17 protein-coding genes are annotated in these 22,847 nt (G+C 62.6%); 7 read left to right on the top strand and 10 right to left on the bottom strand.

Translation table 11 applies throughout. The features are described 5' to 3' along the window. Position 1: 1 nt before the first annotated feature. Genes DXT88_RS11585 through hemN form a run of 3 tightly spaced genes read right to left on the bottom strand, consistent with a single transcriptional unit; the run spans position 2 to position 4,737 of the window. Positions 2-2,500 carry a heavy metal translocating P-type ATPase gene (locus tag DXT88_RS11585; RefSeq protein ID WP_265213537.1) on the bottom strand — a complete coding sequence of 833 codons (2,499 nt, stop codon included), beginning with the start codon at positions 2,498-2,500 and terminating at the stop codon, positions 2-4. After that, on the bottom strand, positions 2,497-3,312 hold the full coding sequence (locus DXT88_RS11580) for a sulfite exporter TauE/SafE family protein (protein WP_265213534.1): 816 nt from the start codon (positions 3,310-3,312) through the stop codon (positions 2,497-2,499). The genes DXT88_RS11585 and DXT88_RS11580 overlap by 4 nt, the downstream gene beginning before the upstream one ends. Positions 3,313-3,318: 6 nt before the next feature. After that, positions 3,319-4,737 carry an oxygen-independent coproporphyrinogen III oxidase gene (gene hemN / locus DXT88_RS11575; RefSeq protein WP_265213532.1) on the bottom strand — a complete coding sequence of 473 codons (1,419 nt, stop codon included), beginning with the start codon at positions 4,735-4,737 and terminating at the stop codon, positions 3,319-3,321. A 315-nt stretch (positions 4,738-5,052) separates the two neighbouring features. Between hemN and DXT88_RS11570 the strand changes: the two genes are divergently transcribed. Together DXT88_RS11570 and DXT88_RS11565 are read left to right on the top strand one after the other, a co-directional pair. Continuing rightward, on the top strand, positions 5,053-5,670 hold the full coding sequence (locus DXT88_RS11570; protein WP_016832502.1) for an OmpW/AlkL family protein: 618 nt from the start codon (positions 5,053-5,055) through the stop codon (positions 5,668-5,670). 53 nt (positions 5,671-5,723) lie between these two features. Beyond that, the gene (locus DXT88_RS11565) at positions 5,724-6,842 is read left to right on the top strand and encodes a fatty acid desaturase (protein WP_265213529.1); all 1,119 of its coding nucleotides are present in this window, start codon (positions 5,724-5,726) and stop codon (positions 6,840-6,842) included. Positions 6,843-6,857: 15 nt separating this feature from the next. Here the strand turns inward: DXT88_RS11565 and DXT88_RS11560 are convergent, their stop codons facing one another. Next, positions 6,858-9,209 (bottom strand): DUF3141 domain-containing protein, encoded by a 2,352-nt coding sequence (locus tag DXT88_RS11560; RefSeq protein WP_265213527.1) that lies wholly within the window; start codon positions 9,207-9,209, stop codon positions 6,858-6,860. 207 nt (positions 9,210-9,416) lie between these two features. On the opposite strand from DXT88_RS11560, the gene DXT88_RS11555 reads away from it, so the two are divergent. Next, positions 9,417-10,268, top strand: coding sequence for an HDOD domain-containing protein (locus DXT88_RS11555; protein WP_265213525.1), 852 nt, complete (start codon positions 9,417-9,419; stop codon positions 10,266-10,268). 60 nt (positions 10,269-10,328) lie between these two features. On the opposite strand, the gene DXT88_RS11550 is transcribed toward DXT88_RS11555, so the two are convergent. The 4 genes from DXT88_RS11550 to DXT88_RS11535 all read right to left on the bottom strand — a co-directional run bounded on the left by DXT88_RS11550 (position 10,329) and on the right by DXT88_RS11535 (position 15,815). After that, complete coding sequence (locus DXT88_RS11550; protein WP_265213523.1) at positions 10,329-11,582, bottom strand: PepSY-associated TM helix domain-containing protein; 1,254 nt, start codon at positions 11,580-11,582, stop codon at positions 10,329-10,331. A 115-nt stretch (positions 11,583-11,697) separates the two neighbouring features. Further along, on the bottom strand, positions 11,698-14,172 hold the full coding sequence (locus tag DXT88_RS11545) for a TonB-dependent siderophore receptor (RefSeq protein WP_265213521.1): 2,475 nt from the start codon (positions 14,170-14,172) through the stop codon (positions 11,698-11,700). Between the two features lie 82 nt (positions 14,173-14,254). Then, complete coding sequence (locus DXT88_RS11540; protein ID WP_265213519.1) at positions 14,255-15,322, bottom strand: FecR family protein; 1,068 nt, start codon at positions 15,320-15,322, stop codon at positions 14,255-14,257. A 10-nt stretch (positions 15,323-15,332) separates the two neighbouring features. Further along, complete coding sequence (locus DXT88_RS11535) at positions 15,333-15,815, bottom strand: sigma-70 family RNA polymerase sigma factor (protein ID WP_265214143.1); 483 nt, start codon at positions 15,813-15,815, stop codon at positions 15,333-15,335. Positions 15,816-16,123: 308 nt separating this feature from the next. Here DXT88_RS11535 and DXT88_RS11530 point away from each other — a divergent pair, with 308 nt between their 5' ends. Then, a complete protein-coding gene (locus tag DXT88_RS11530) occupies positions 16,124-16,300 on the top strand; it encodes a hypothetical protein (RefSeq protein WP_265213517.1) in 177 nt (58 codons plus the stop codon). A 10-nt stretch (positions 16,301-16,310) separates the two neighbouring features. Here DXT88_RS11530 and DXT88_RS11525 read toward each other — a convergent pair whose 3' ends face one another. Continuing rightward, positions 16,311-16,901: an NUDIX domain-containing protein gene (locus tag DXT88_RS11525; RefSeq protein ID WP_265213515.1), complete on the bottom strand. Its 591-nt coding sequence runs from the start codon at positions 16,899-16,901 to the stop codon at positions 16,311-16,313. Between the two features lie 216 nt (positions 16,902-17,117). Here DXT88_RS11525 and DXT88_RS11520 point away from each other — a divergent pair, with 216 nt between their 5' ends. After that, positions 17,118-17,879 (top strand): DeoR/GlpR family DNA-binding transcription regulator, encoded by a 762-nt coding sequence (locus DXT88_RS11520; RefSeq protein WP_265213513.1) that lies wholly within the window; start codon positions 17,118-17,120, stop codon positions 17,877-17,879. Positions 17,880-18,136: 257 nt separating this feature from the next. Further along, a complete protein-coding gene (locus tag DXT88_RS11515) occupies positions 18,137-19,873 on the top strand; it encodes a methyl-accepting chemotaxis protein (protein ID WP_265213510.1) in 1,737 nt (578 codons plus the stop codon). 11 nt (positions 19,874-19,884) lie between these two features. On the opposite strand, the gene norR is transcribed toward DXT88_RS11515, so the two are convergent. Further along, positions 19,885-21,456, bottom strand: coding sequence for a nitric oxide reductase transcriptional regulator NorR (norR, locus tag DXT88_RS11510; protein ID WP_265213508.1), 1,572 nt, complete (start codon positions 21,454-21,456; stop codon positions 19,885-19,887). Between the two features lie 175 nt (positions 21,457-21,631). On the opposite strand from norR, the gene hmpA reads away from it, so the two are divergent. Then, positions 21,632-22,813, top strand: coding sequence for an NO-inducible flavohemoprotein (gene hmpA, locus DXT88_RS11505; RefSeq protein WP_265213506.1), 1,182 nt, complete (start codon positions 21,632-21,634; stop codon positions 22,811-22,813). The last annotated feature ends 34 nt before the right edge of the window (positions 22,814-22,847 follow it).

The raw sequence follows: 22,847 nt of genomic DNA, 5'->3' as shown, positions 1-22,847 counted from the left end.
CTCAACTCTCCTTTCCGGCCCGGCGCAGGCGCAGCGCGTTGAGCACCACCACCACCGAACTCAGCGACATGCCCACGCCCGATAGCCACGGATTGATCCAGCCCAGCGCCGCGGCCGGAATCGCCACCACGTTATAGAGCGTGGCCCAGGCCAGGTTCTGGCGAATCACCGCCAGCGTCTTTGCGGCGACGCGATCGGCTTCGCACAGCGCCGACAGTCGTCCCGACAGCAGCACGCAATCGGCGCTGGTCTGCGCCAGCGCGGCGCCGTTGCCCATCGCGAACGAGACGTCGGCGACACGCAGCACGGCGGCGTCGTTGACGCCGTCGCCCACCATCGCGACGATGGCGCCGCCCTGCTGCAGCCGCCGCACGAATGACAGCTTGCTTTCAGGCAGACAATCGCCGAGCGCGGTCTGGATGCCGAGCCGGTCGGCCACGCGTTGCGCCACCTCATGGCGATCGCCGCTGAGCAGCACCAGGCTTTTTCCTTGCCGCTGGAAATGCGCGACCACCGCCTGCGCTTCCGGCCGGAGCGCGTCGGTAATATCAAAGCGCGCCAGCCAACCGTTGCTCGACGCCAGGAACACATAACTGGACTCGGCATGCTCGTCGGCATCGGCCGCCGGCATGCTCGATGCAGTCGGAATCAATGCATGCACAAACGCGAAATTGCCGAGCCGGCACAGCACGCCGTCAACGGTCGCTTCCAGGCCTTGTCCGGTGGCATGGCGCAACGTCCCTGCCTCCGGAATATCGTGCAGTTGCCTGTCCGCTGCCGCCTGCAGGATAGTCTGCGCCAGCGGATGCGCGCTGGCGCGTTCCATGGCGACGGCAATGCGCAGACAGTCAGCCGCGGACAAGGCGCCCAGCGGCAGAATGTCTTGCAGTGCAGGCTTGCCGACGGTCAGCGTGCCGGTCTTGTCGAACACGATGTGGGTGGCGCGATGCAAAGTCTCCAGCACATGCGGCTGTACCGCCAGGATGCCTTGCCGCAGCAGCCGATCGGTGGCTGCCGCCAATGCTGTCGGCGTCGCCAGCGACAAGGCACACGGACAGGAAACCACCAGCACCGCAATTGCCACCGGCCACGCGCGCGCCGGGTCGATCACGTACCAGACGCAAAACACCACGACTGCGAACAGCAACAGCACCGCCACGAACCACGCCGCCACGCGATCGGCCCACAGCGCCAGTTTCGGTTTGGCTTGTCCGGCCCGGTTGACCAGGCCGACCAGCACCGACAGCGCGCTGTCGCCAGCGGTGCGCACGACTTTGGCAGTCAGCGCTTGCGCGATATTGATCGCGCCGCCGGGAATGGCGTCGCCAGCCTTCTTGTGCACCGGACGGCTTTCGCCGGTCAGCAGGGACACATCGACCGAGGATGCCCCTGCGAGCACGATGCAGTCTGCCGCCAGCGCCTCGCCAGGCCGCACCAGAATCACGTCGCCGGCGCGCAGCCGCGTGGCCGCCACCAGTTCTGCATCGGGCTGCGGATAGGCCAGTACGCGCAGCGCCGAGGACGGCAACGACTGTTGCAGCCGGTCCAGCGCCGAGGCGGCCTTGCGCCGCGCCGTCAGTTCCAGGTAACGGCTGCACAGCAACAGGAAGATGAACATTGTCACCGAGTCGAAGTACACTTCGCCCCCACTCCCACTCCCGCTCTCACCGCGCCACGTCGCCAGCGCACTGCCCGCAAACGCGGCGGCGATGCCCAGCGCCACCGGCACATCCATGCCCGGCGTGCGGTTGCGAATGTCGCGCCAGGCGCCGAGGAAGAACGGTTGCGCCGAATACACCAGCGCCGGCAGGGTCATCAGCAAGGCAGCCCAACGCATCAGACTTGCCATGTCGTCATCCATGCCGCCCTCGCCTGCCAGGTACGCGGGCACGGCGTACATCATCACCTGCATCATCGACAAGCCGGCGATGAAGAGTTGCCGGAACAGCGTCTTGCGCGCGCGTTCGAGCTGCTCGCCGTGCCGCACCGGATCGTAGGGATAGGACGGATATCCGATGGCCCGCATGGCGGCAAGGATGTCGCTGGGCTTGCACGCATCGGCGCGCCAGCGCACGTGCAGGCGTTCGGTCACGGCGTTGACTTCGGCGCTCAGCACGCCCGGCACGCGCGCGAGGCGCAACTCAATGAGGCAAATGCAGGAAGCGCAACGAATATTGGCCACCGTATAGATCGCTGCGGCGATATGCGCATCCACTGCGGAAGAGGCATCGCCGGCAGCAGCCACGGGCTCATGGTCGTACAGCAGCAGTTCAGGCGGCATCAAATCCCGCTCCTGGACCGTGGCTGCAAAACCGCTGCGCGAGGCGTAATAGTCGGAGAAGCCGTTATCCACGATGCTGCGCGCCACCGCCTCACAGCCGGGGCAGCACATGGCGCGCTCGGCACCGTCGATCGTCACGCGCCATGCAGTGTCCGAAGCCACCGGCAAGCCGCAATGGAAACAGGCTGCGTCGGTCACGCCGCGCCCGACGGCAATCATGGCTGCCCCGTCGCGGATCCGGCAACATGCGGCGGCGTCATGCACAAGGCCGCCAGCCAGTCAGGCGTGAGGCCGTGATGCGCTCGCAGCAGGCCGAAGACGCCAAACAGCAGAACCACCATCCCGCACGCCACGCGCACGCCGCGCCGTTGCAGCACGCTGCGCAATTGCGCGCCGAACATCCCGGCCGTCAGCAACACCGGCAAGGTGCCGAGGCCGAACGCCAGCATCACGGCGGCGCCGGACGCTGCCGAGCCGCTCAGCAGCGCGGTCAGCAGCACGCTGTAGACCATGCCGCACGGCAGCCAGCCCCACAGCCCGCCGGCCAGCACCAGCTTGAATGGGCTATCGAGGGGCAGCAGCAAGCCGGTCAGCGGCCGCAGGCGTTGCCACAGGATGTTGCCAACTGTTTCCGTCCTGGCGAGGCCGCGCCAGGCGTCCATCAGATACAGGCCCAGCGCGACCAGCATCAGTTGCGCCAATACATGGATGCCGGCTTGCCAGGCTTGCATGCCTGCCAGCAGCCGGGCGCCGCCGGCAAGACCGCCCGCCAGTGCGCCGGCAACGGCATAGCTGCCGATGCGGCCGAGATTGTAAGAGAGCGTACGCAACAGGAGCGCGCCGTTCGCTTTGCTGTTCATGACGCTGACGGCCACCGGAAACGGTTTCGCCCGGACCGACGCAGGCGCCATCGAGAACGCGCCGACAATGCCGCCGCACATGCCGATGCAATGGACGCTGCCGAGCAGGCCGATCATGAAAACCGGGATCAGACTCAAATTCAGACTCAAATTCAGATTCAGGCCGCCCATGATTGCTCAGATAGTGCGCGAATAGCGCTGCTCGGCCGGCCGCGATTGCAGGTAGCGATCGAACACCATGCAGATGTTGCGCACCAACAGGCGGCCCTTCATGGTGACCGTGATCCATTCGTCGTCGATCATCACCAGGCCGTCCTGTTCCAGGCCGCGCAAACCGTCCAGCTCGGCCGCGAAGTAGGACGCGAAGGTAATCGGATAGGCGGTTTCAATGGAGGCAATCGACAATTCGAAATTGCACATCAGGCGCTGGATGATCAGGCGTCGCAAGACGTCGTCCATGTTCATGCGCAGGCCGCGCACGATGGGCAGCTCATTCCTGTCGATGGCGTCGTAGTAGTCCTCCAGCGTCTTGACGTTCTGGCTGTAGGTCGAAGCCACGGCGCTGATGGCCGAGACGCCGCAAGACACCATGTCCGACTCGGCGTGCGTCGAATAGCCCTGGAAGTTGCGGTGCAGCCGGCCCTGCTGCTGCGCGATCGCCAGGTCGTCGGTCGGCAATGCGAAGTGATCCATGCCGATATAGACGTAGCCGGCGTCGGTCAACCGGCGGATCGCCAGCGACAGCATGTCGAGCTTGGCTTCCGCACCCGGCAGTTGCGCATCGAGGATACGGCGCTGCGGCTTGAACAGGTGCGGCAGATGGGCGTAGTTGTATAGCGAAATGCGATCCGGTGCGGCCTGGATCACCTTGCCCAGCGTCTGCGCCATGCTGATCACGTTCTGCCCCGGCAAGCCGTAGATCAGGTCGATGCTGACCGAACGGTAGCGTTGGGCGCGCGCGGCCTTGAGGATGTCCTGCGTCAGGTGCTCCGGTTGCACGCGGTTGACGGCGCGCTGCACCAGCGGATCGAAATCCTGCACCCCCAGGCTGAGGCGATTGAAACCCTGCGCGCGCAGGCTGGCGACGCGTTCGGCCGAGACCGTGCGCGGATCGACTTCGATCGAATATTCGCCGACTTCATCGGCGGCGAAGCGGAACCAGCGCTGCAGATGCGCCATCAGGTCGGCCATCTGCGCATCGGAAATATAGGTCGGCGTGCCGCCGCCGAGGTGCAACTGCTCGATCTGGTTCATGCCGTCGAACAGCTTGCCCTGCATTTCGATCTCATGCTTCAGGTAGCTCAGGTAGATACCGGCCTTGTCGCGATTCCTGGTGACGATCTTGTTGCAGGCGCAGTAGTAACAGATGTTTTCGCAGAACGGGATGTGCACGTACAGCGACAAGGGGTTGCGGCTGCCGCGCGTGCGCAGCCCCGCCACCGCCTGCAGGTAGTCACGGTAGCCGAAGGTGTCGCTGAAGCGATCCGCGGTCGGGTACGAGGTGTAGCGCGGGCCGGACTGGCTCAGCTTGCGGATCAGTTGACCGTCGAATTCGACGGATGGTTCGGCGACCATCGTCATTGCGGATACCACCATGTTGTTAGCTCCAGAGGCGGGCCGCAGAAAAGCGAGATAAGCGAGATGACCGAGAAAAAGCAAGACGGACTGCGACCCTGGCGAAGCAAGTCTAGGGAATTGCGCCCCGCCATGCCTTGACCTACATCAAAAGGGGCGTAAACGCAGACGAACGGTGCTTCCGGGACGCATGCGCATCACCGTCCCCGATCCGCTTCTTTTTTCTTTTTTGATCGACATCAAATCCCGCCTTCACCATCCCGCGTACATTTCGCTGCATCGCAACTTCATTCACAACAATGCGCTTTCATCGAGAGTAAGCGCGGGGAAATCATCATGAAAAAGATCGCAATTCTGCTGGCGTCCGCCGCCACCCTGTCCGTCGCCGGTCCCTTCGCTGCAGCGCAGGAGAGCCCCTGGCTGGTGCGTGTGCGGGCGGTCAACCTGAGCCCGGACAACAAGTCCGATCCGGTCGGCGGCGTCGGTGCGTCGGATCGCCTGACGGTCAGTTCCAAGACCATACCCGAAGTCGACATCAGCTATTTCTTCACGCCCAACTGGGCCGCCGAACTGATCCTGACCTACCCGCAAAAGCATGACGTGCGGCTCGACGGCCAGACCATCGGCAGCTTCAAGCACCTGCCGCCGACGCTGCTGGCGCAATACCACTTCACGCCCGCCTCGACCTTCAGCCCGTATGTCGGCGCCGGCATCAACTACACGCGCATCTCCGACGTCAACCTGCTCAACGGCGGCGCCCGTCTCGAAAGCCACAGCATCGGCGGCGCGCTGCAAGCAGGCTTCGACGTCAAGCTGGATCGCCATTGGCTGATCAACTTCGACGTCAAGAAAGTGCAGATCCGCAGCGACGTGCTGGCCGCCAATGGCGCCAAGCTGAGCACGGTGAAGATTGATCCGTGGTTGATCGGCGTCGGCGTCGGTTATCGCTTCTGAGGCTGCCCACAACACCGCTGAACGCCATCACCATGTCTGAAGGTTCTTATCCCATGCAGCATCCTGACTCAACCCTGACGCCCGTCGATCCGCATGCGCCCATGCCGCATCGCAAAGTCATCCGTTCCTGGCTGGCGCCCATCGTCGCGCGCAGCACGCCGCTGGCGATTGCGCTGGTGGTGCTGGATTTCTGCCTGTTCGGCCTGGCGCTGGCGGCAACCATCCGGGTCGACAACATTCTCGCCAAGGTGGCGCTGGGGATGCTGACCGGCTTCATCATCGGGCGCCTGTTCATCCTCGGGCACGACGCTTGCCACCAGAGTTTCACCGCCAACCGCCGTCTCAACACCTGGCTCGGCCGGCTGGTGTTCATGCCGTCGCTGACGCCTTACAGCCTGTGGGCGGTCGGGCATAACGTGGTGCATCACGGCTATACCAACCTGAAAGGCTTCGACTTCGTCTGGCAGCCGCATTCGCTGCAGGAGTTCCGGGCGCTGCCGCGCTGGCGCCAGAAGCTCGAACGCCTGTATCGCAGCGGCTGGGCGCCGTGGCTGTACTACACGGTGGATATGTGGTGGAAGAAGATGTACTTCCCGTCGCGCAAGCAGATGCCGACACGCCGTGCGGAGTTCATCTGGGACGGCGTGCTGGTCAGCGTCGCCGCAGCTGTCTGGATCGGCGGGTTGGCATGGGCTGCGCAGTCCGGCGGGCAATCGTTCCTGACGCTGCTGCTGACCGCGTTCGTGGTGCCGGTGCTGTTCTGGAAAGCGATGATCGGTTTCGTGGTCTACGTCCATCACACCCACGTCGGCGTGGCCTGGTATCAGGACAAATCGGAATGGTCGGCAGCGCAGCCGTTCGTCTCGACCACGGTGCACCTGACCTTCCGCCACGGCATCGGTGCAGCGCTGCATCACATCATGGAGCACACCGCCCATCACGTCGACATGAGCGTGCCGCTGTATCGCCTGAAGAAGGCGCAAAAACTGCTGGAGACGATGCTGCCGGGCCGCATCGTGATCCAACAATTTTCGTGGCGCTGGTATTTCGATACGGCACGGCGCTGCAAACTGTATGACTTCGATCGCCTGTGCTGGACGGACTTCAAGGGACGTCCGACCAGCACGCCGTTAAGGGCGGTCGTGCAAAGAGCAGTTGTGGAAGCGGCTTAGCAATTTTCGAAGGCGTTAAGCCGCCTTTGCTGTCGCCTTGCTCTTTGCTGTTTTGGGCTTGGCGGCAGCTTTTTTTATGGCTGTCGTTTTGGTCGCGGGCTTTGCCGCAGCCGGCTTGGCCTCCGGTTTCTCCAGCGCATCCGTCAGCTTGCGCGCCAAGCCGATCACGCGTTGCGGATCGACGCCCAGGGTGCCGATCAGGAATTCAATGATTTCCGAACGAGGATTGGCCAGCGTCGGCTCGATCATCATCACCGCCGCCGACACCGCCAGCGCACGCTCGCGCGTGGCCGTATCGGGCAATAATTGTTCCAGCGCATTGAGCGCTTCCACCGGCGCCACGGCCGTCAGGCGCGCCTGATCCTTCAGCAATTGCACCCAATTGGTCTTGGACGACACGCTTGCATGCATCGGCAACTGCGCCAGCAGGCGAGCCAGGCGCAGGCTGCGCCGCTCGAAGGCGCCGATCGAAATCATCCCTGCCACCACGATGCGGCACACCGCTTCGGCAAAGCCGCCTTCCGCGATGTGCGCCAGGGCCTTCTCACGATAGATCTCGAGCTCGCGCAGCGCGCGTTCATGGGCGACGACAGCGTCCGGCTCATGCGGCTTGAGCCATGCGCCCATGCCCTTGGGACCGAATAGTTGGCGCGTCATCTTGACGGTGCGTTCGTCGCGACGGTCGCGGTACAGGTTGAGCTCGTCGGTGATCTGTTGCGCCATCTTCTTTTCGAGCTGTTTCAGCGGATGGTCGTCGGCAACCGTGGCCCGCTCGGCGCGCGCTTCGGCGGCCTTCTGGCGGATGAACGGCGCCATGAAGAAGCTGTCCGAGAACAGCTGGCGCTGCATGCGCAAGGGGCTCATCTTGAGCATGGCATTGGCCATCTCGCGCGTGGCGCTCATTTTTATCCACGGGCGCACATAGGTCTTGTACAGGTTGGCGTTGAACTCCGACCACTGCGCGATGGTGGAGAACATCTCTTCTTCTTCGCGCCCTTCCGGATTGATCTTGCGGATGTCTTCCATGGTGCGGTGCTGGTAATGCACCGTGTAATCGCCCGGTTCCAGTTGATCCCAGCGCTGTTCATCCTTGCCGGCCTTGGCTTCGAGTTTCATCTCGTAGAGGCCGGGCGGCAGACTTTCGATGACGTCCAGCGAGGTCACCAGCTGGTCGTGCTCCTTGAGCGCAATCGAACCGCCGACGAAGATGCCGAGATGACCGACGCTTTCATGCAGCACGTAAATGATGGTGCGGCCGGCGGCGGCAATCGCGCGCTCGTCGCCCCAGGTGTCGATGATCCAGTTGAGCGCCTGCGGAGGCGGCGTGATGTTGTCGCCCCAGGAGGCGAACACCACGATCGGCGAGGTGATGTTGCGCAGGTCGATGGCCTTGTCGCCGGCCATCATGGTGCCGCGCGCGAGCTTGTTGCCGACGAACAGGTTCTCGACAATCGATTCGATCTCGCTGCCGGTCATGCGGAAGTAGCCGCCCCACCAGCGTTCGAACTCGAGGAAGCGCTCGGCTTCGGTGTCGACGCCGGCCCAGAGGTTGTAATACTTGTTCCACAGCGTGTTGGCAGGATTGAGCTTCTCGAAGTTTTCCACCAGATGGGCGCCGTCGAAACGGTCTGCGCCAAGATCGCTGGTCATCGACGCCAGCCAGGAACCGCCCAGTTGCGCGCCGCTGTAGCGCATCGGATTGAGCGTCGAGCTGCCGGCCCAATAGGACACCGGCGCGCCGACAATCATGAGCGGGCCGAACAGTTCCGGCCGTCGCGCGTTCAGGGCCATCATGGCCCAGCCGGCCTGGCAGTTGCCGATCACCACCGGCTTGGCCGTGCATTGCGGATGGCGCCTGATGATTTCTTCGATGAACAATGCTTCGGCGTCCATCACGGTCAGCAAGGTCTGGCCGTCTTCCGGCTCGGGCCTGAAGGTGACGAAATATACCGTGTGGCCGGCACGCATGGCCATGCCGACTTCCGAATCGAACTTGAAGCCACCGATGCCGGGGCCGTGGCCGGCGCGCGGATCGACCACCACCACCGGGCGCGCCTCCTGCTTGACCGGCATCGAGGCCGGCGGCTGCAGCCGCAGCAAAGCGTAATTGCAGGGATTGGGCAGGTCGTGACCGTCCATCACCACTTCATGCTCGAACTTCAGCAGCGGCGGCGTGCCCTGGTCCAGGTGTTCAAGATAGTTGTTGCCGCGATCGAGCAAGGTATCGAGGAACAGGTAGGTACGCTGCATGGCGTCGGTCAGATAGGCATTGAGGTCGCCCAGCTGAGGGATCCCCATCACGGGAGCGGCTTGCGGCGTAGCTGCTCGGTCTTCAGGCGTTGCCGCCGGGGTCTTGCGCGTGGCCATGAGTCAGCTCCTGGTGATGGGATATGCAACGTTATCTTGCATGATACCGAGAAAGACGTGATCACAGACCCTGATCTCTGCGACAATAAAACCGCAATTCGTCGAATTGAATGCCAGCTCCCGCTTCGGTTCGCGACGATGAAATTTGTATTGCTACATTGAACGCGCTGCCGCCGCAGTTCGTTTATTGACACAAGGGAACAACGCATGGAACTCAAGAGCCTCGTCGACCAGCCCAACAAGCTGCCCACCGTCCCCAAAGTCGTCCAGCAACTGATCGAGAGCTTCAACTCCGAAGACATCTCCGCAACCGAGATCGCCCACCTGATTGCAGGCGATCCGGCGCTGTCGGCCAAGCTGCTGCGGCTGGCCAATTCCGCCTATTTCCACGTCTCGCGCACGGTCGGCACGGTCGACGACGCGCTGCGCATGCTCGGCTTCGTGATGGTGCGCAACCTGGTGCTGGGCAACGGCATGGTGGCCGCCTTCAAGAACACCAAGGGCATGGAATTGCAGCAGTTCTGGCGCTACAACCTCTACACCGCCTGCGCCGCACGCTGGCTGGCGCATCAGGGCGGCGACAACGGCGACGCCGCCTTCACGCTGGGCATGATGCACGGCATCGGCCAGTTGCAGCTGCATGCAGTCGCCGCGGCCGAAGTGGCGTTGCTGGACAAGCAACTGAACGTGCTCGACGCCGGCCGCGCCGAACTTGAAAAAGAGAAACTCGGCTTCCACTTCGCCGACGTCTCGGCCGAACTGGCGAAGATCTGGAATTTCCCTGAAACCCTGTCCAGCGCGCTCAAGGATATTCCTGCTCCGCTGGCGTCGACGCCGTTCGACCGCATGGCCGCCTGGGTCCACGTGGGCGCGTGGCGCGCCCGTGCAGAAGTGCTGGACCACAGCGATGAAGACATGGCGGCGAGCTATCCCGCGGCCGTCGCCAAGCGCTTGGGCCTGGACGCCGGCTGGGCGCTGGCAAGTGCGAAGGATCATGCCGACAAGGCAATGCCGCCGTTGAAGGAATTGACGGCGGGGTTGGATGCAATGCTGGAATAATCCTCGCCCCCTCATTATCTCTTTACGACAGCCACCTGCTTTCGCGCCCGCCCGCCTGTTTCACCGTTTGGCGAGTGCCGGCTGAGGTGAGCCTGAACCCGCATCTTCCTTCACCTTGCGCTTCTGCGCCACGCGCGCCTTGCGCTTGCGCATCCAGATCACTACGCCGGTCACCGACAGCATCGCCACCAGCGCGCCCATGAATGAGATGAAGATACGGCCCGGCAAGCCGAGGATGCGGCCCGAGTGCAACGGGAATTGCGCCTGGATGAACAGGTCGCCGGCGCTGCCGGTGCCCGGGATGCGCGTACCGGCCGGTGCACCGGTGGCCGCGTCGAAGTACAGCCAGGCGTTGCCGAGGCCAACGTCGCCGTGATCGTTACCGGGTTCAAAGAAACCGACGCCATACAAGCCGAACATCGAGGAATAGAACACGCCGCCGGCCGGCGCCTCGAAGCCGCGGCGCTTGCCCTCTTCCATCGCCAGCCGGGTGACCTGCTCGCGCGACATCTTCGGCTCAACCACCTTGTCCGGTGCGACCGGCGTACGGGTGTCGAAGGCGGTCGGCGTGACCGTGGAGAACATCTTGATGATCGGCGTCATGACCTGGTTGTTGAGGTTCATGGACACCGAGGTCACCGCCAGCACCAGCAACAAACCCCACACCCAGACACCGCCCGAACGATGCAGGTCGAAGTTGAGCTTGTGGCCGCCGTCCTTCCAGCGGAAGGCGAACGACTTGCGCCAGCTCTTCCGGTTCGGGAAAGACAGCCATAGCGCGATGAAGCAATCCAGCGTCCAGACGATGCCGATGATGCCCATCAGCCAGATGCCCAGTTCGATGCCGCCGACGTCCGGCAGATGCATGGTGTAGTGCAGCTTGTAGAGGAACGGCAACAGGTTTTCGCGGCTCAGCGAGATCGCGCCCCACATCCGCTTGCCCTGGATTTCGGCGGTGACGGGATCAACCGCGATCTGGTTGTAGCCCAGTTCATAAGGCTTGCCGGTAACCGGATTGAGGCGCGGCTCGACCATCATGCTGCTGGTGTGACCCGGCTCGCTCTCGTTCATCACGTAGGTGACGCGCAGCTTCGGTTCGCGCGCTTCGACGATGTTGGCCAGTTCCAGGCCCGGCTTGGGCGCGCCGGCTACGGTGCCGGCGTCGGCGCTGTTGGCGTGGAACAGGGTCGGATTGAGCGCGGCGTCGAGTTCATGGTCCCAGGAAATGATCGCGCCGGTGGCGCCTGAAATGAACAGGAACACGGCCACGCCGAGACCGAACCAGCGATGAAGGAGGACGAGAACAGCACGCATGAAGTCGCTTCAAAAAAACGCCGAAGCGGCCCTGCTCCGCTATCGGAGCAAGACCGCCGGCAGGTTAAATCAATCAAACCGCACTTAAACCCTGTTCAACCGCATTGCAGGTGAATCAGAAATCCACCTTGGCGCTGAGGCTGAAGGTACGCGGGTCGCCCGGCTTGATCCAGTTTTCATACTGGTATTCCCAGTAACGCTTGTCCGTCACGTTGCTGACGGCCGCGCGGAAAGTCGTGTCGACATTTCCGATGCGGGTGGTGTAATTGGCGCCCACGTTGAACAGCGTGTAGCCGGCCAGCTTGATGTCGTTGGCGGCGCGCAGCATGGTGGTGCCGGTGTACTTGGCGTCGGTGGACAACTTCAGGCCGCTGATCTGCGGGACCTGGTAAGCCACCTGTCCGGCGGCGACAAAATCGGGCGCGCCGGCGACACGGTTGCCATTATAAGTGAGCCCCTTCTTGTATCTGGTGTCGAGGAACATCAGGTTGCCCGATACCTTCCAGTCGCGTCCCGGCTTCATGCCCGCGCCCAGCTCCAGGCCCTGGTAGACCGACTCGCCGTCCTGCACCAGCGCCTTGGTGACGGTATTGGTGTACTCGGCGCCGCGCTCGATGCGGAACACTGCAGCCGTGGCGCTCCAGCGGTCCTGCTCGGTTTTTACGCCGAATTCATATTGCTTGCTGGTGAGCGGGTTGAGCGTGCTGCGGTAGTTGGAATTGTCGATGGTCGGGATGCCGCCCTGCTCCAGCGATTCGACATAGCTGGTGTAGATCGTGGTGTTCGGCTCCGGCTTGAACATCAGCGCCACGGTCGGCGTGACCACGCCGTCCTTCTTGTACTGCGCAGTGCGCACGCCGGTCAGGCCGTAGCTGTTTTGCTCGAAATTGGTATACCGCAGCCCGGCCAGCAGCGACCATTGCTCGGAAAATGCCAGCGTGTCGCTGGCGAACAGCGATTGCTGTTTGATATCCGAGTCGTGGTAAGTGCGCAGGTCGGTCGCGCTGACGTAGTCGTTGGAGTTCTGGCGATACAGGTTGCCGTTGCCGATGGACTGGTAGAAGCTGCTGACGGTATAGTCGTTGACCTGCTTTTGCCAGGAGGCGCCGAACACCATCTGGTGGTCGATGAAGCCGGTCCTGGCCTTGCCTTCCAGGATGCCCTGCCAGTAATCGAAAGTATGTCCTTCGCGGCTGTCCGAACGCGTGTCGTTGTAGTCGCCGGCGGCGTTGGCCAGGTATAGCGACGACTCATTGCGGCTGCGGCGCGAGGTGCTGTGGCTGTAGTTCAGGCTCAGCTTCCAGTCGGGATTGATGGCGTATTTCAGGCCGGTCGAATAGAACTGGAAATTGGTGTTCAGATGCTGGCCGCGCCCTTGCAGCGACTGGTCGTCGCCGGCCGGCACGCCCGGCAGGACGTTGCCGGTCAGCTTGCCGGTGCTGATCGAGGGCGTCTGGTTTTCCGAGTTGCGGTTGTGGTACATGGACTGGAATTCCCAGCTCAGGTCGCGCGTGAGACGCGCATCCAGCGCCAGCGACAGGGTATCGCGAACCACATTGCCGTCGTTGAAGGTGCGGCCCTGTTCGTGCGTGGCGTTGACGCGATAGCCGAACATGCCGTCCTGGCCGAAGCGTCCGCCGAGGTCGACATGCTCGCTCCAGATGTTGTTCGACTTGAAGCCGACTTCGATACTGCGCACCGGTTCATCGGTCGGACGCTTGGTGACGTAGTTGATCATCCCGCCCGGCGCACCGAAACCGTACATGTAGCCCGAGGAACCCTTGAGCAGGTCGATCTGCTCGAAATGCTCATACGGCAAGGTGATCGCATAGCTCATGAACGGCCGGCCGTCGATGCGGTAGGCGTTCTGCCAGTCCAGCGGCAGGCCGCGCACGGTCACGTAGCTGGCCCAACTGCTGTAGCCGCCGCTGTTGTCGGTAACCGAGGCATCCAGTGCAAACACATCGCCCAGCTTGACGACCTGGCGCTCGGCCAGGTCGTCGGCCTTGATCACGGCCATCGAAAAAGGCGTGTCCAGCTGCGAGCGCGTACCGAGCGCACCGCTGCTCACGCGTTCGCCGAGATGCAGTCCGCCATCGGTTGCCGCGACCACGCTCACGGCCGGCAAGCTGCCGCTGCTGCGGTTGTCCGCAACCGGAGCGACCAGGACGTAGCCGGCATCGGTCTTGCGCATCTCATATCCCGTATCGCGCAACAGCACGCGGAAACCCTCGTCCACGCCGTAGTTGCCGCGGATGCCGGCGCTCTGCTTGCCCGCCACCTTGTCGGCGTCGACCGCAATCGAAATACCCGATTGCTGCGCATAGCGATTCAGCGCATCGGCCAGCGGACCGGCCGGGACGTCGTAGGAAATCGTCTGCACCGCCGTCTGTACCGCCGTTTGTGCATGCGCCGGCATTGCCATGCCGCTCAACAGCAGGACCGGCAGGCTGATGCGGATCGCAAACGCCAGCGGTCGCAGGTTGAACGGGGAAGACGCCCGGGCGGTATGGCGGGGAAGTCGGGTGGATCGGCGATATGGATGAACGTCGTGGTGCGGCATGATGAAGACTTCCTTTTCGTTGGTCATACTCCCTTGACGCACGAGAAACGAAAAGTGGAACCGGTGTTCGCAAACAAGATTGAAAATGCACATGAAAATTTGCCATCGTTCAGGGCGCTTCAGGCGCATCCACCCGCACCAGATACGGCGACAGGGTCCGGAAGCGCAGCGCCGGGAAGCTGTTGGCCAGCAATTGCAGTGCGCGGCCGGTGTCGTCCAGCGGCAGCACCGCCGACACATTGATGGCGGCGATCTGCTCCCGGTTGTAGCTGATGGCGCCGGGGCGATAGCGGTCGAGCGCGTCGAGCACCTCCGGGAGGGGCTGGTTGCGCACGACCAGTTGATGGAATTTCCAGGCATCGGTAATGCTGCGGGCATCGATGTCGTCGATCGCGCCGATGTTGTCGGCAGTGAAGCGCAGGCGCTGGCCGGCCGCCACTACCGTTGGATGATTCGGGTCTTGCTGCGCCGTACGCACTTCCACACGCGACTCCAGCATGCTGAGCACGGTAGCATCGGCCTCGCGGCTGACCACGAAGCGGGTACCGAGCGCGCGCACGCTGCCATGCGCCGTCTCCACCACGAAAGGACGTCCGGGATCCCTGGCGACGTCGACCAGGATTTCTCCCTGCACCAGTTCCAGCGTGCGACGCGCGGCATCGAAATGCAGATTGACCGCGCTGGCGCTGTTCAAGGTAATGCTGCTGCCGTCGGCCAGTACGCGGGTTTCCCATTTGCCGGTGGCGGTGCGCATTTCGGCCGCCAGATAGGCCGGCGGGAATGCCTTGATCGCGACCCATGCCGGCAGACCCAGCGCCAGCGCGATCGCCACGGCGGCGCCGATGCGTTTGACTTGCTTGATTTGTTTGATTTGCTTGATCTGCTTAGTACGGGGGCCAGGTTGGTGCTGAAGCGTAAACGTGGCATTGAGCGCCGCGCGCGCCGGTTGATGCCGGTTGCCGCCTGCCCCGCGCAAGCCCTGCACGCGACCGATGAACCCTTCCAACCGTGCGGCCATATCTGCGTGGCGCGGATCGGCGGCTTTCCAGGCGTCGAAATCGCGTTGCGCGGTGAGGCGAGCCGCTTCGTCGTCAGCGCTCAGCTGCACGATCCACTGCGCCGCCTGCCCGGCGATGCGCTCCTCTTCCGAGGCGTCGAATCCGGGGTCACGCTTCATAGCAGGCACCTCATGCCTGCGCCAAGCGGCACTTGACCAGCACCTGCACCAGGTATTTGCCGACCATGCGGGTGGACACGCCGAGCGCAGCGGCCACTTCTGCATGCGTCCGGCCGTCGAGATAATGCAACAGGAAAGCCTCGCGTGCCTTGGCGGCGACGGACTGCAGCGCGGCGCTGATCTGCTCAAGAGCTTCCACGGCGAGCAGGATTTCCTCGGGACCCGGATAGCCTTCGGCCTGCTCCATGGTCAGCGCCAGTTCCGCCAGGTAAGACTGCTCGATCATTTGGCGACGCGCCCGGTCCACCATCAGTCGCTTGGCCGTTGCGGTCAGGTAGGCGCGCGGCTCCTGCACGCCGAGCAAGGCGTCGCGCGACGCGATGATGCGCACGAACGTATCCTGCGCAACGTCGGCGGCGTTGTGCGCGCAGCCCAGTTTCTTGCGCAGCCAGCCAAACAGCCAGCCGTGATGGCTGCTGTAAAAGGAATGCATGTCCGGCTGGAGGGTGGATTCGGCCACGGAAGGATTTCGGCGTTGATAAGAATGCTTCTCATTTTAATCCATGCCGACGCCGCGCCACAATCCCCAGACACATTCGTCGCTTCAAATCGATGTTCATCGAACGGCGATATCGATGATTTGATAGCCCTTTATTGCTGATCATCGAATATAAACAAGAATTGTTTTCATCTATAATCGCCTGCACGAAAAAACGTCATCAAGAATCAACAATAATCGCAACCGCCGGCGCCATCGTGACCGGCTTCGTGGATCGAACTGAGCTTATCGGGAGAAAAAGCATGAAGGGAACATGGAGCATGCCGCTGCTGCTGGGAGCGCTGTCGCTGGGTGGACTGGCTGCGGGGATTTTCGGCGACGGCATCTGGGACTGGCTGTGCTGGCTGGGCCTGGGGATTCCGGTGGCGGTCGTGACGCGTCATGTGTGGCGTCAATGGCGCGTCGCCCGACCGTCCTGATTTACCTGCGCTAGTTCGGCCCTGCGCCGAACAGGTGCAACTGCGCGTACTGCAGCAGCATGATGGTCTTGCCGTCGGCGATTTCACCTTCGGCGATCATCATCAGCGCCTGCTGGATCGGCACTTCCATCACCTCGATATCCTCCCCTTCGGCGACATTCCCGCCGCCCTCGCCTGCGCGCGCGTCGTCGGTATATTCACCGACGAAGAAATGCAGCTTCTCGGTCACCGAGCCCGGGCTCATGAAGACCTCGAACACCTTGCGCACGTCGCCGACGCGATAGCCGGTTTCTTCTTCCGCCTCTGCGCGGATGCGTTGTTCCGGGCTGGCGTTGTCGAGCAAGCCGGCCGGCGTCTCGACCAGGAAGCCATCGTGGCCGTCGCGATAAGTCGGAAAGCGAAATTGCCGGATCAGGATGACGCTGCGCCGCTCCAGGTTGTACAGCAGGATGGTGGCGCCGTTGCCGCGATCGTAGGTTTCGCGGTTGAGCGTCTGCCAGACGCCGTCGGCGCGGCGATAGTCGAAGGTGGTCTTCTTGAGCAGATACCAATCGTCGGACAAGACTTCGACATTGCGGATGCGGACACGCTCGTTTTCCATCGTTTTGCTCCTGTGCAGTGAATTCGTAAGGCGGCGAAGCCCGGCAATCACTCTGCCGGTATTGCACGCTTCATTTAAAATATCATGCAATATCAGGAATAATCAAGAATATTCGTGCAGAATTACGACCTTTATTCCGTGAAACTGCACGAATTTGCGCGTTGTCTTGTACACTCCCGACCTTACCAATACCACTGCCAACGCCGGACTAAAAGCATGCTGACCAGCCAACGAAAGAAACACCTGCTCGACCTGCTCAACCGCGACGGACGCATCGTCGCCAAACCGGTGAGCGAACAACTGGAGGTGTCCGAAGACACGATCCGACGCGATCTGCGTGAACTGGCCAGGGAAGGCTTGCTGCGACGCGTACATGGCGGCGCGTTGCCGTTGCTTGGCACGCCGGCGCTGGTGATGTTCGCCAACCGCCAGCACATCGAACCCGGCGCCAAGGCCGACATCGGCCGCGCGGCGGCGGCGCTGGTGATGCCCGGCCAGGTGGTGTTCATCGACGGCGGCACCACCTGCGTCCAGATGGCGCGCCATCTGGCGCCGGACCTGAAGGCAACCGTCGTCACGCACAGCCCGTCGATCGCGGTCGAGCTGTCCAACCATGCGCATATCGACGTCATCATCATCGGCGGCAAGCTGTTCAAGCATTCGGTCGTGGCGATGGGCAGCGGCACCATCGACGAGATCGCACGGGTGCGCGCCGACCAGTATTTCATGGGCGTGTGCAGCCTGCATCCGCGCACCGGCATCACTTCACTCGACTTCGACGAAGCCGGCATCAAGCGCGCCTTCAGCCGCGCCGCAGCCGACACCGTCGTGCTGGCGTCGCCGGACAAACTCGACACCACCTCGCCGTTCGAAATCGTGCCGCTGGCCGAGGTCAGCCGCATCGTGCTCAATCGCGACACCGCCGCCGAACTGATTGCGCCTTACCAGGCGCAAGGCATCGAGATCACGCTGGCCTGAGCCGCGATCCTCCCTCTGCACGCCGCAAGAAAACGCTTCTGCAACGACGCAAGCTTGTTGTCAGCACCTGCATATCCCTCGTGAATTACAAGAAGAAAAATTATCAATAAATACACGAATAACGACGGCTTTTGTTTGAATAAAGTTATCTTCCATGCAATTCTGTGAGGAACTGGCCGCTGCTGCGGGCGGGAAGAAAAGCACCATCGGAAATCAAGATGCGATGCGCCGATTCACAAAAAGCGGGGAGACACGCAATGAAATGGTTCTACAACTTGAAGATCGCCACCAAGCTGATCGCCACCTTTTTAACCGTGATCGTGTTGGCAACAGGACTTGGCGTTTTCGCCATCAGCCAGCTTGACAAGGTCAACCGCGCTTCTACCGATATCGCCACCAATTGGCTGCCGACCATCCGTACCCTCGCCCAGCTGAAGTTCACGGCCTCGCGCATCCGCAGCTTTGAGCAGCAGCATATTCTTGCCGCCGACGCCAAGGAGTTTGAGGAAATCGAGCAGAACGCCAACAGGCAACTCGACGCCCTTGCCGCATCGCGCAAGCTGTACGAGAGCCAGATCACCGAACCGGAAGAACGCGCCCTCTACCCGGAACTCGGCAAAACGCTGGACGTCATGGTCGCCGAACATCCCAGGATCATCGCCCTGTCGCGCGACAACAAGAACGCCGAGGCACGCACCCTCATGAAGGGCGAATCGACCAAAAGCTATCGCAAGGCGATCGAGATCCTCGACAAATTGAGCGCTGTCAATGAGCGTGGCTCGGACATATCGAACAAGCTGGCCGATGACACTTACCATAACGGGCGGCTGTGGATCATCGCCATGCTGGCCTTGTGCATCATTGCGGCGATGACGTTGGCAATCATGGTGGCGCGCATCATCTCGCGGCCGCTGACGCAAGCCGTCAAGATCGCCCGCCAGGTTGCCGACGGCGACCTGACGGCCGATATCCAACAAAACAGCGAAGACGAAACCGGCCAGTTGCTCGGTGCGCTCAAGCAGATGAACGACAACCTGCTGCGCATCGTCAGCAGCGTACGCACGGGCACCGACACGATCGCGACCGCATCAAGCGAAATCGCCACCGGCAACATGGACCTGTCCTCGCGCACCGAGCAGCAGGCCGGCTCGCTCGAAGAAACCGCCTCCGCCATGGAAGAGATGACGTCAACCGTCAAGCAGAACGCCGACAATGCACGCCAGGCCAACCAGCTGGCGGCGTCCGCCTCCGCAGTCGCCATCCAGGGCGGCAACGTGGTCGGTCAGGTGGTCGATACCATGGGTTCGATCAACGAATCTTCACGCAAGATCGTCGATATCATCAGCGTGATTGACGGCATTGCCTTCCAGACCAATATTCTGGCGCTCAATGCTGCCGTGGAAGCCGCGCGCGCCGGCGAGCAAGGCCGTGGCTTTGCCGTGGTCGCCTCCGAAGTGCGCAGCCTGGCGCAACGCTCTTCCGCCGCCGCGAAGGAAATCAAGCAGTTGATCGACGACTCCGTCACCACGGTCGGTATCGGCAGCAAGCTGGTCGCACAAGCCGGTTCGACCATGGACGAAGTGGTCAGCAGCGTCAAACGCGTGACCGACATCGTCGGTGAAATCACCGCTGCCAGCCATGAGCAAAGCGTCGGCCTCGATGAGATCAACCGCGCGATTACCCAGATGGATGAAGTGACGCAACAGAACGCTGCGCTGGTGGAGGAAGCCGCTGCCGCGGCCCAGTCGCTTCAGGAACAGGCAAGCAACCTGTCACAGATCGTCAGCGTATTCAAGCTGGATCGCCATGCCTTGCCGCAAGGCCAGACACACACGGCCACAGCGCCCAAGCGCACCGTGAACATCACGCCCGAGCCGGCGTCTCTGCCTGCCAAAACAAACGTCAAGACCGCATCCAAGACTGCTGCGGTGAAAAAAACCATCGCCAGCGAAGCGCCTGCGCACGACGACGCAGGCTCGTGGGAACAGTTTTGACGTGATCGGCGCTACTTCAGCCCGAGCCGCTTCGCCATCCGGTTGAGATTGGCGCGGTCGACACCCAGTTCGCGCGCGGCCGAGGCGACGTTGCCGCCGTTGCGCGCCAGGCAGGCGCTGACCAGGCGCCGTTCGTAGGCGCTCACGGCGTCGCGCAGGCCGCTGGCGTTCTGCAGGTCGAGCTCGGTCTGGACTTGCTGCTCATGCAATCCCTCGTGCGATGACAGCGCGTTCGCCTTCTCATTGGACAGATCGAAATCCTCGGCCGCCAGCGTCAGGATGCGCGGCCGTTCGGGATGCTTGCCGAGCGCCTTGAGCGCGGTGCGCGCAATCACGTGTTCCAGTTCGCGTACATTGCCAGGCCAGCGGTAATTGAGCAGCACTTCCTGGGCATCGGTGGCCAGGCGCAGACTCAGCAAACCCAGCCGGAAACGGTTTTCTTCCAGGAAGAATCCGCTGATCAGCAAGATGTCGTGACCGCGCTCGCGCAACGGCGGCACCGCCAGCGGGTAGACGCTGAGGCGATGGTAAAAGTCGGACCGATAGCGGCCCAGCCGCACTTCTTCCTCGAGATCGCGATTGGTGGCGGCGATCACGCGCACGTCCACTTTATGCTCCTCGTCCGAACCGACGCGCTGGATCTGCCCACTCTGCAGCGCGCGCAGCAACTTGGCTTGCACCGTCAGCGACAACTCTCCCACCTCGTCGAGGAACAAGGTGCCGCCGTCGGCCAGCTCGAACTTGCCGCGCCGGTCGCTGACCGCACCGGAAAACGCGCCCCGGACGTGGCCGAACAGCTCGCTCTCGACCAGGGTTTCTGGCAAGGCGGCGCAGTTGAGGCTGATGATGGGCTTGCGCGCACGCGGCGAGGCGGCGTGGATGGCGTTGGCGACCAGCTCCTTGCCGGTGCCGGTTTCCCCCGTAATCAGCACCGTCATGTTGCTCGGACCGGCCAGCCGCACCTCTTTCATCATGCGCTTGTGCGCCGGGCTCTGGCCGATCAGCTCGCGCCGGCTCTGGTTGGCGGCGAGCCGGTAGGCTTCGGCGCGCTGGCGTTCCTGCTCACTGGTCTCGGCAAGGTTATGGATGCGTTCGGCGACGTTGACGGTGGCCGCCGCCAGGCTGGCGAAGGCTTGCAAGGAGGCAGTGTCGACCGAATCGAAGCGTCCGGGACCGAGCGCGTCCAGCGTCAGCAAACCCCAGGGCCGGCCGTTCATGCTGATCTGGCAGCCCATGCAATCGTGCACATGAAGTTCGCCCGAATGCGCTTCGACCAAGCCGTCGTAAGGATCGGGCAAGGACGAGTTGGCAGGGAAACGCGTCGGCGGCACGTTCGACAACAGCACGCGAAAGCGCGGATGTTCGCTCACGCGGAAGCGCCGGCCGAGTGTGTCGCTGCTCAGCCCGTTGATCGCCAGCGGCACCAGTACCTCGCCGTCGAGCCGCAACAAGGCGGCGGCGTCGCAGGGAAACAGCATCCGCAACGTGTCCAGCAGACGGCGATAGCGCTCGCTGTCGTGTAATTCCCTGGACAGATCGGCCATCAGCGGAATCAATGCGTCCAGCATGAGCTTAGGAGTCATTTTTACCCTTATGAGTCGTTATGACTCGGGTCGATTCGACTCGGTCATTTTTTAAGTGACTGATTATAAAAGATTTTTAGTCTGGCATGGAGTTTGATTAAGAAGGGATAAGAAGATGCAAAAAACGAGGATTCTTGACCTCGGTCCCACTTGTTCAACCCTGAAAGGTATCGCCATGCTCTCCGACGTCCACCGCGCCATCGTCAAATCCACCGTCCCCCTGCTCGAAAGCGGCGGCGAAGCGCTGACCACGCACTTCTACAAGATGCTCATGCGCGACTACCCGCAAGTCATCCCGCTGTTCAACAAAGCCCATCAAGGCAGCGGCGATCAGCAACGCGCATTGGCCAACGGCGTGCTGATGTACGCGCGCCATATCGACCAGCTCGAACAACTGGGCGGCCTGGTCACCACCATCATCAACAAGCACGTCGCCCTGCAGATCCAGCCCGAACATTATCCGATGGTCGGCGACTGCCTGCTGCGCGCCATCCGTGAAGTGCTGGGCGCGGAAATCGCCACCGACCAGGTCATCGAAGCCTGGGGCGCCGCCTATGGCCAATTGGCCGAGATCCTGATCGGCGCCGAGGAAGGCATCTATCAGGCTACCGAAAAGGCCGACGGCGGCTGGCGCGGCCTGCGCAAGTTTGTCGTGGTGCGCCGCGTCGACGAGAGCGACGAAATCACCTCCTTCTACTTCGCGCCGGAAGACGGCAAGGCCATCCTGGAATACCACCCGGGCCAGTACATCGGCCTGTGCGTCACCGTCGACGGCGAAGAAATGCGCCGCCAGTACTCGCTCTCGGCCGCGCCGAACAGCAAGATGTACCGCATCAGCGTCAAGCGCGAGCCGAACGGCAAGGTTTCCAACTTCCTGCACGACCACATGACCGTCGGCAAGCAGATCGACCTGATGCCGCCGTCGGGCGAATTCACCCTGACGCAAAGCGAGCGCCCGTTGGTGCTGATCAGCGGCGGCGTCGGCATCACGCCGATGCTGGCGATGCTGGACGCGGCGCTGCCGGGCAAGCGCCCGGTGGTGTTCATCCATGCGGCGCGCCACGGCGGCGTGCACGCCTTCGGCAAGAAGATCGCCGACCTGGCGCAGGAACATCCGCAGTTGCAGCATTTCTTCTGCTACGAACAAACGCGCGAACAAGACCCGGCCCCGCATGCGACCGGCTACCTCGACCGCGACAAGCTGTCCCGCTGGCTGCCTGAGTCGATGGACGTGGACGCCTATTTCGTCGGTCCCAAGTCCTTCATGAAGGCCGTCAAGCGCCATCTGCACGAGCTGGGCGTTCCGGCGGCCCAGGCCCGTTACGAGTTCTTCGGCCCGGCTTCTTCGCTGGATTGACGCTGGATAAATCGTTTTGCGCCGGACTGCATGC

It is taken from the genome of Herbaspirillum lusitanum (genome assembly GCF_026127345.1).
Taxonomy (GTDB): Bacteria; Pseudomonadota; Gammaproteobacteria; order Burkholderiales; family Burkholderiaceae_D; genus Herbaspirillum; species Herbaspirillum lusitanum.
Note: the sequence above shows the minus strand (reverse complement) of the source record. Positions and strands in the feature narration are given on the sequence as shown.

Excerpts from the sequence above, each read along its gene's own strand:
- DXT88_RS11550 (WP_265213523.1), bottom strand. The coding sequence starts at position 11,582 with ATGCGTGCTGTTCTCGTCCTCCTTCATCGCTGGTTCGGTCTCGGCGTG.
- DXT88_RS11525 (WP_265213515.1), bottom strand. The coding sequence starts at position 16,901 with ATGGAAAACGAGCGTGTCCGCATCCGCAATGTCGAAGTCTTGTCCGAC.
- DXT88_RS11535 (WP_265214143.1), bottom strand. The coding sequence starts at position 15,815 with ATGCATTCCTTTTACAGCAGCCATCACGGCTGGCTGTTTGGCTGGCTG.
- DXT88_RS11565 (WP_265213529.1), top strand. The coding sequence starts at position 5,724 with ATGCAGCATCCTGACTCAACCCTGACGCCCGTCGATCCGCATGCGCCC.
- DXT88_RS11580 (WP_265213534.1), bottom strand. The coding sequence starts at position 3,312 with ATGGGCGGCCTGAATCTGAATTTGAGTCTGAATTTGAGTCTGATCCCG.
- DXT88_RS11540 (WP_265213519.1), bottom strand. The coding sequence starts at position 15,322 with ATGAAGCGTGACCCCGGATTCGACGCCTCGGAAGAGGAGCGCATCGCC.
- DXT88_RS11585 (WP_265213537.1), bottom strand. The coding sequence starts at position 2,500 with ATGATTGCCGTCGGGCGCGGCGTGACCGACGCAGCCTGTTTCCATTGC.
- DXT88_RS11515 (WP_265213510.1), top strand. The coding sequence starts at position 18,137 with ATGAAATGGTTCTACAACTTGAAGATCGCCACCAAGCTGATCGCCACC.
- DXT88_RS11570 (WP_016832502.1), top strand. The coding sequence starts at position 5,053 with ATGAAAAAGATCGCAATTCTGCTGGCGTCCGCCGCCACCCTGTCCGTC.
- norR (WP_265213508.1), bottom strand. The coding sequence starts at position 21,456 with ATGACTCCTAAGCTCATGCTGGACGCATTGATTCCGCTGATGGCCGAT.
- hemN (WP_265213532.1), bottom strand. The coding sequence starts at position 4,737 with ATGGTGGTATCCGCAATGACGATGGTCGCCGAACCATCCGTCGAATTC.
- DXT88_RS11555 (WP_265213525.1), top strand. The coding sequence starts at position 9,417 with ATGGAACTCAAGAGCCTCGTCGACCAGCCCAACAAGCTGCCCACCGTC.
- DXT88_RS11530 (WP_265213517.1), top strand. The coding sequence starts at position 16,124 with ATGAAGGGAACATGGAGCATGCCGCTGCTGCTGGGAGCGCTGTCGCTG.
- hmpA (WP_265213506.1), top strand. The coding sequence starts at position 21,632 with ATGCTCTCCGACGTCCACCGCGCCATCGTCAAATCCACCGTCCCCCTG.
- DXT88_RS11560 (WP_265213527.1), bottom strand. The coding sequence starts at position 9,209 with ATGGCCACGCGCAAGACCCCGGCGGCAACGCCTGAAGACCGAGCAGCT.
- DXT88_RS11520 (WP_265213513.1), top strand. The coding sequence starts at position 17,118 with ATGCTGACCAGCCAACGAAAGAAACACCTGCTCGACCTGCTCAACCGC.
- DXT88_RS11545 (WP_265213521.1), bottom strand. The coding sequence starts at position 14,172 with ATGACCAACGAAAAGGAAGTCTTCATCATGCCGCACCACGACGTTCAT.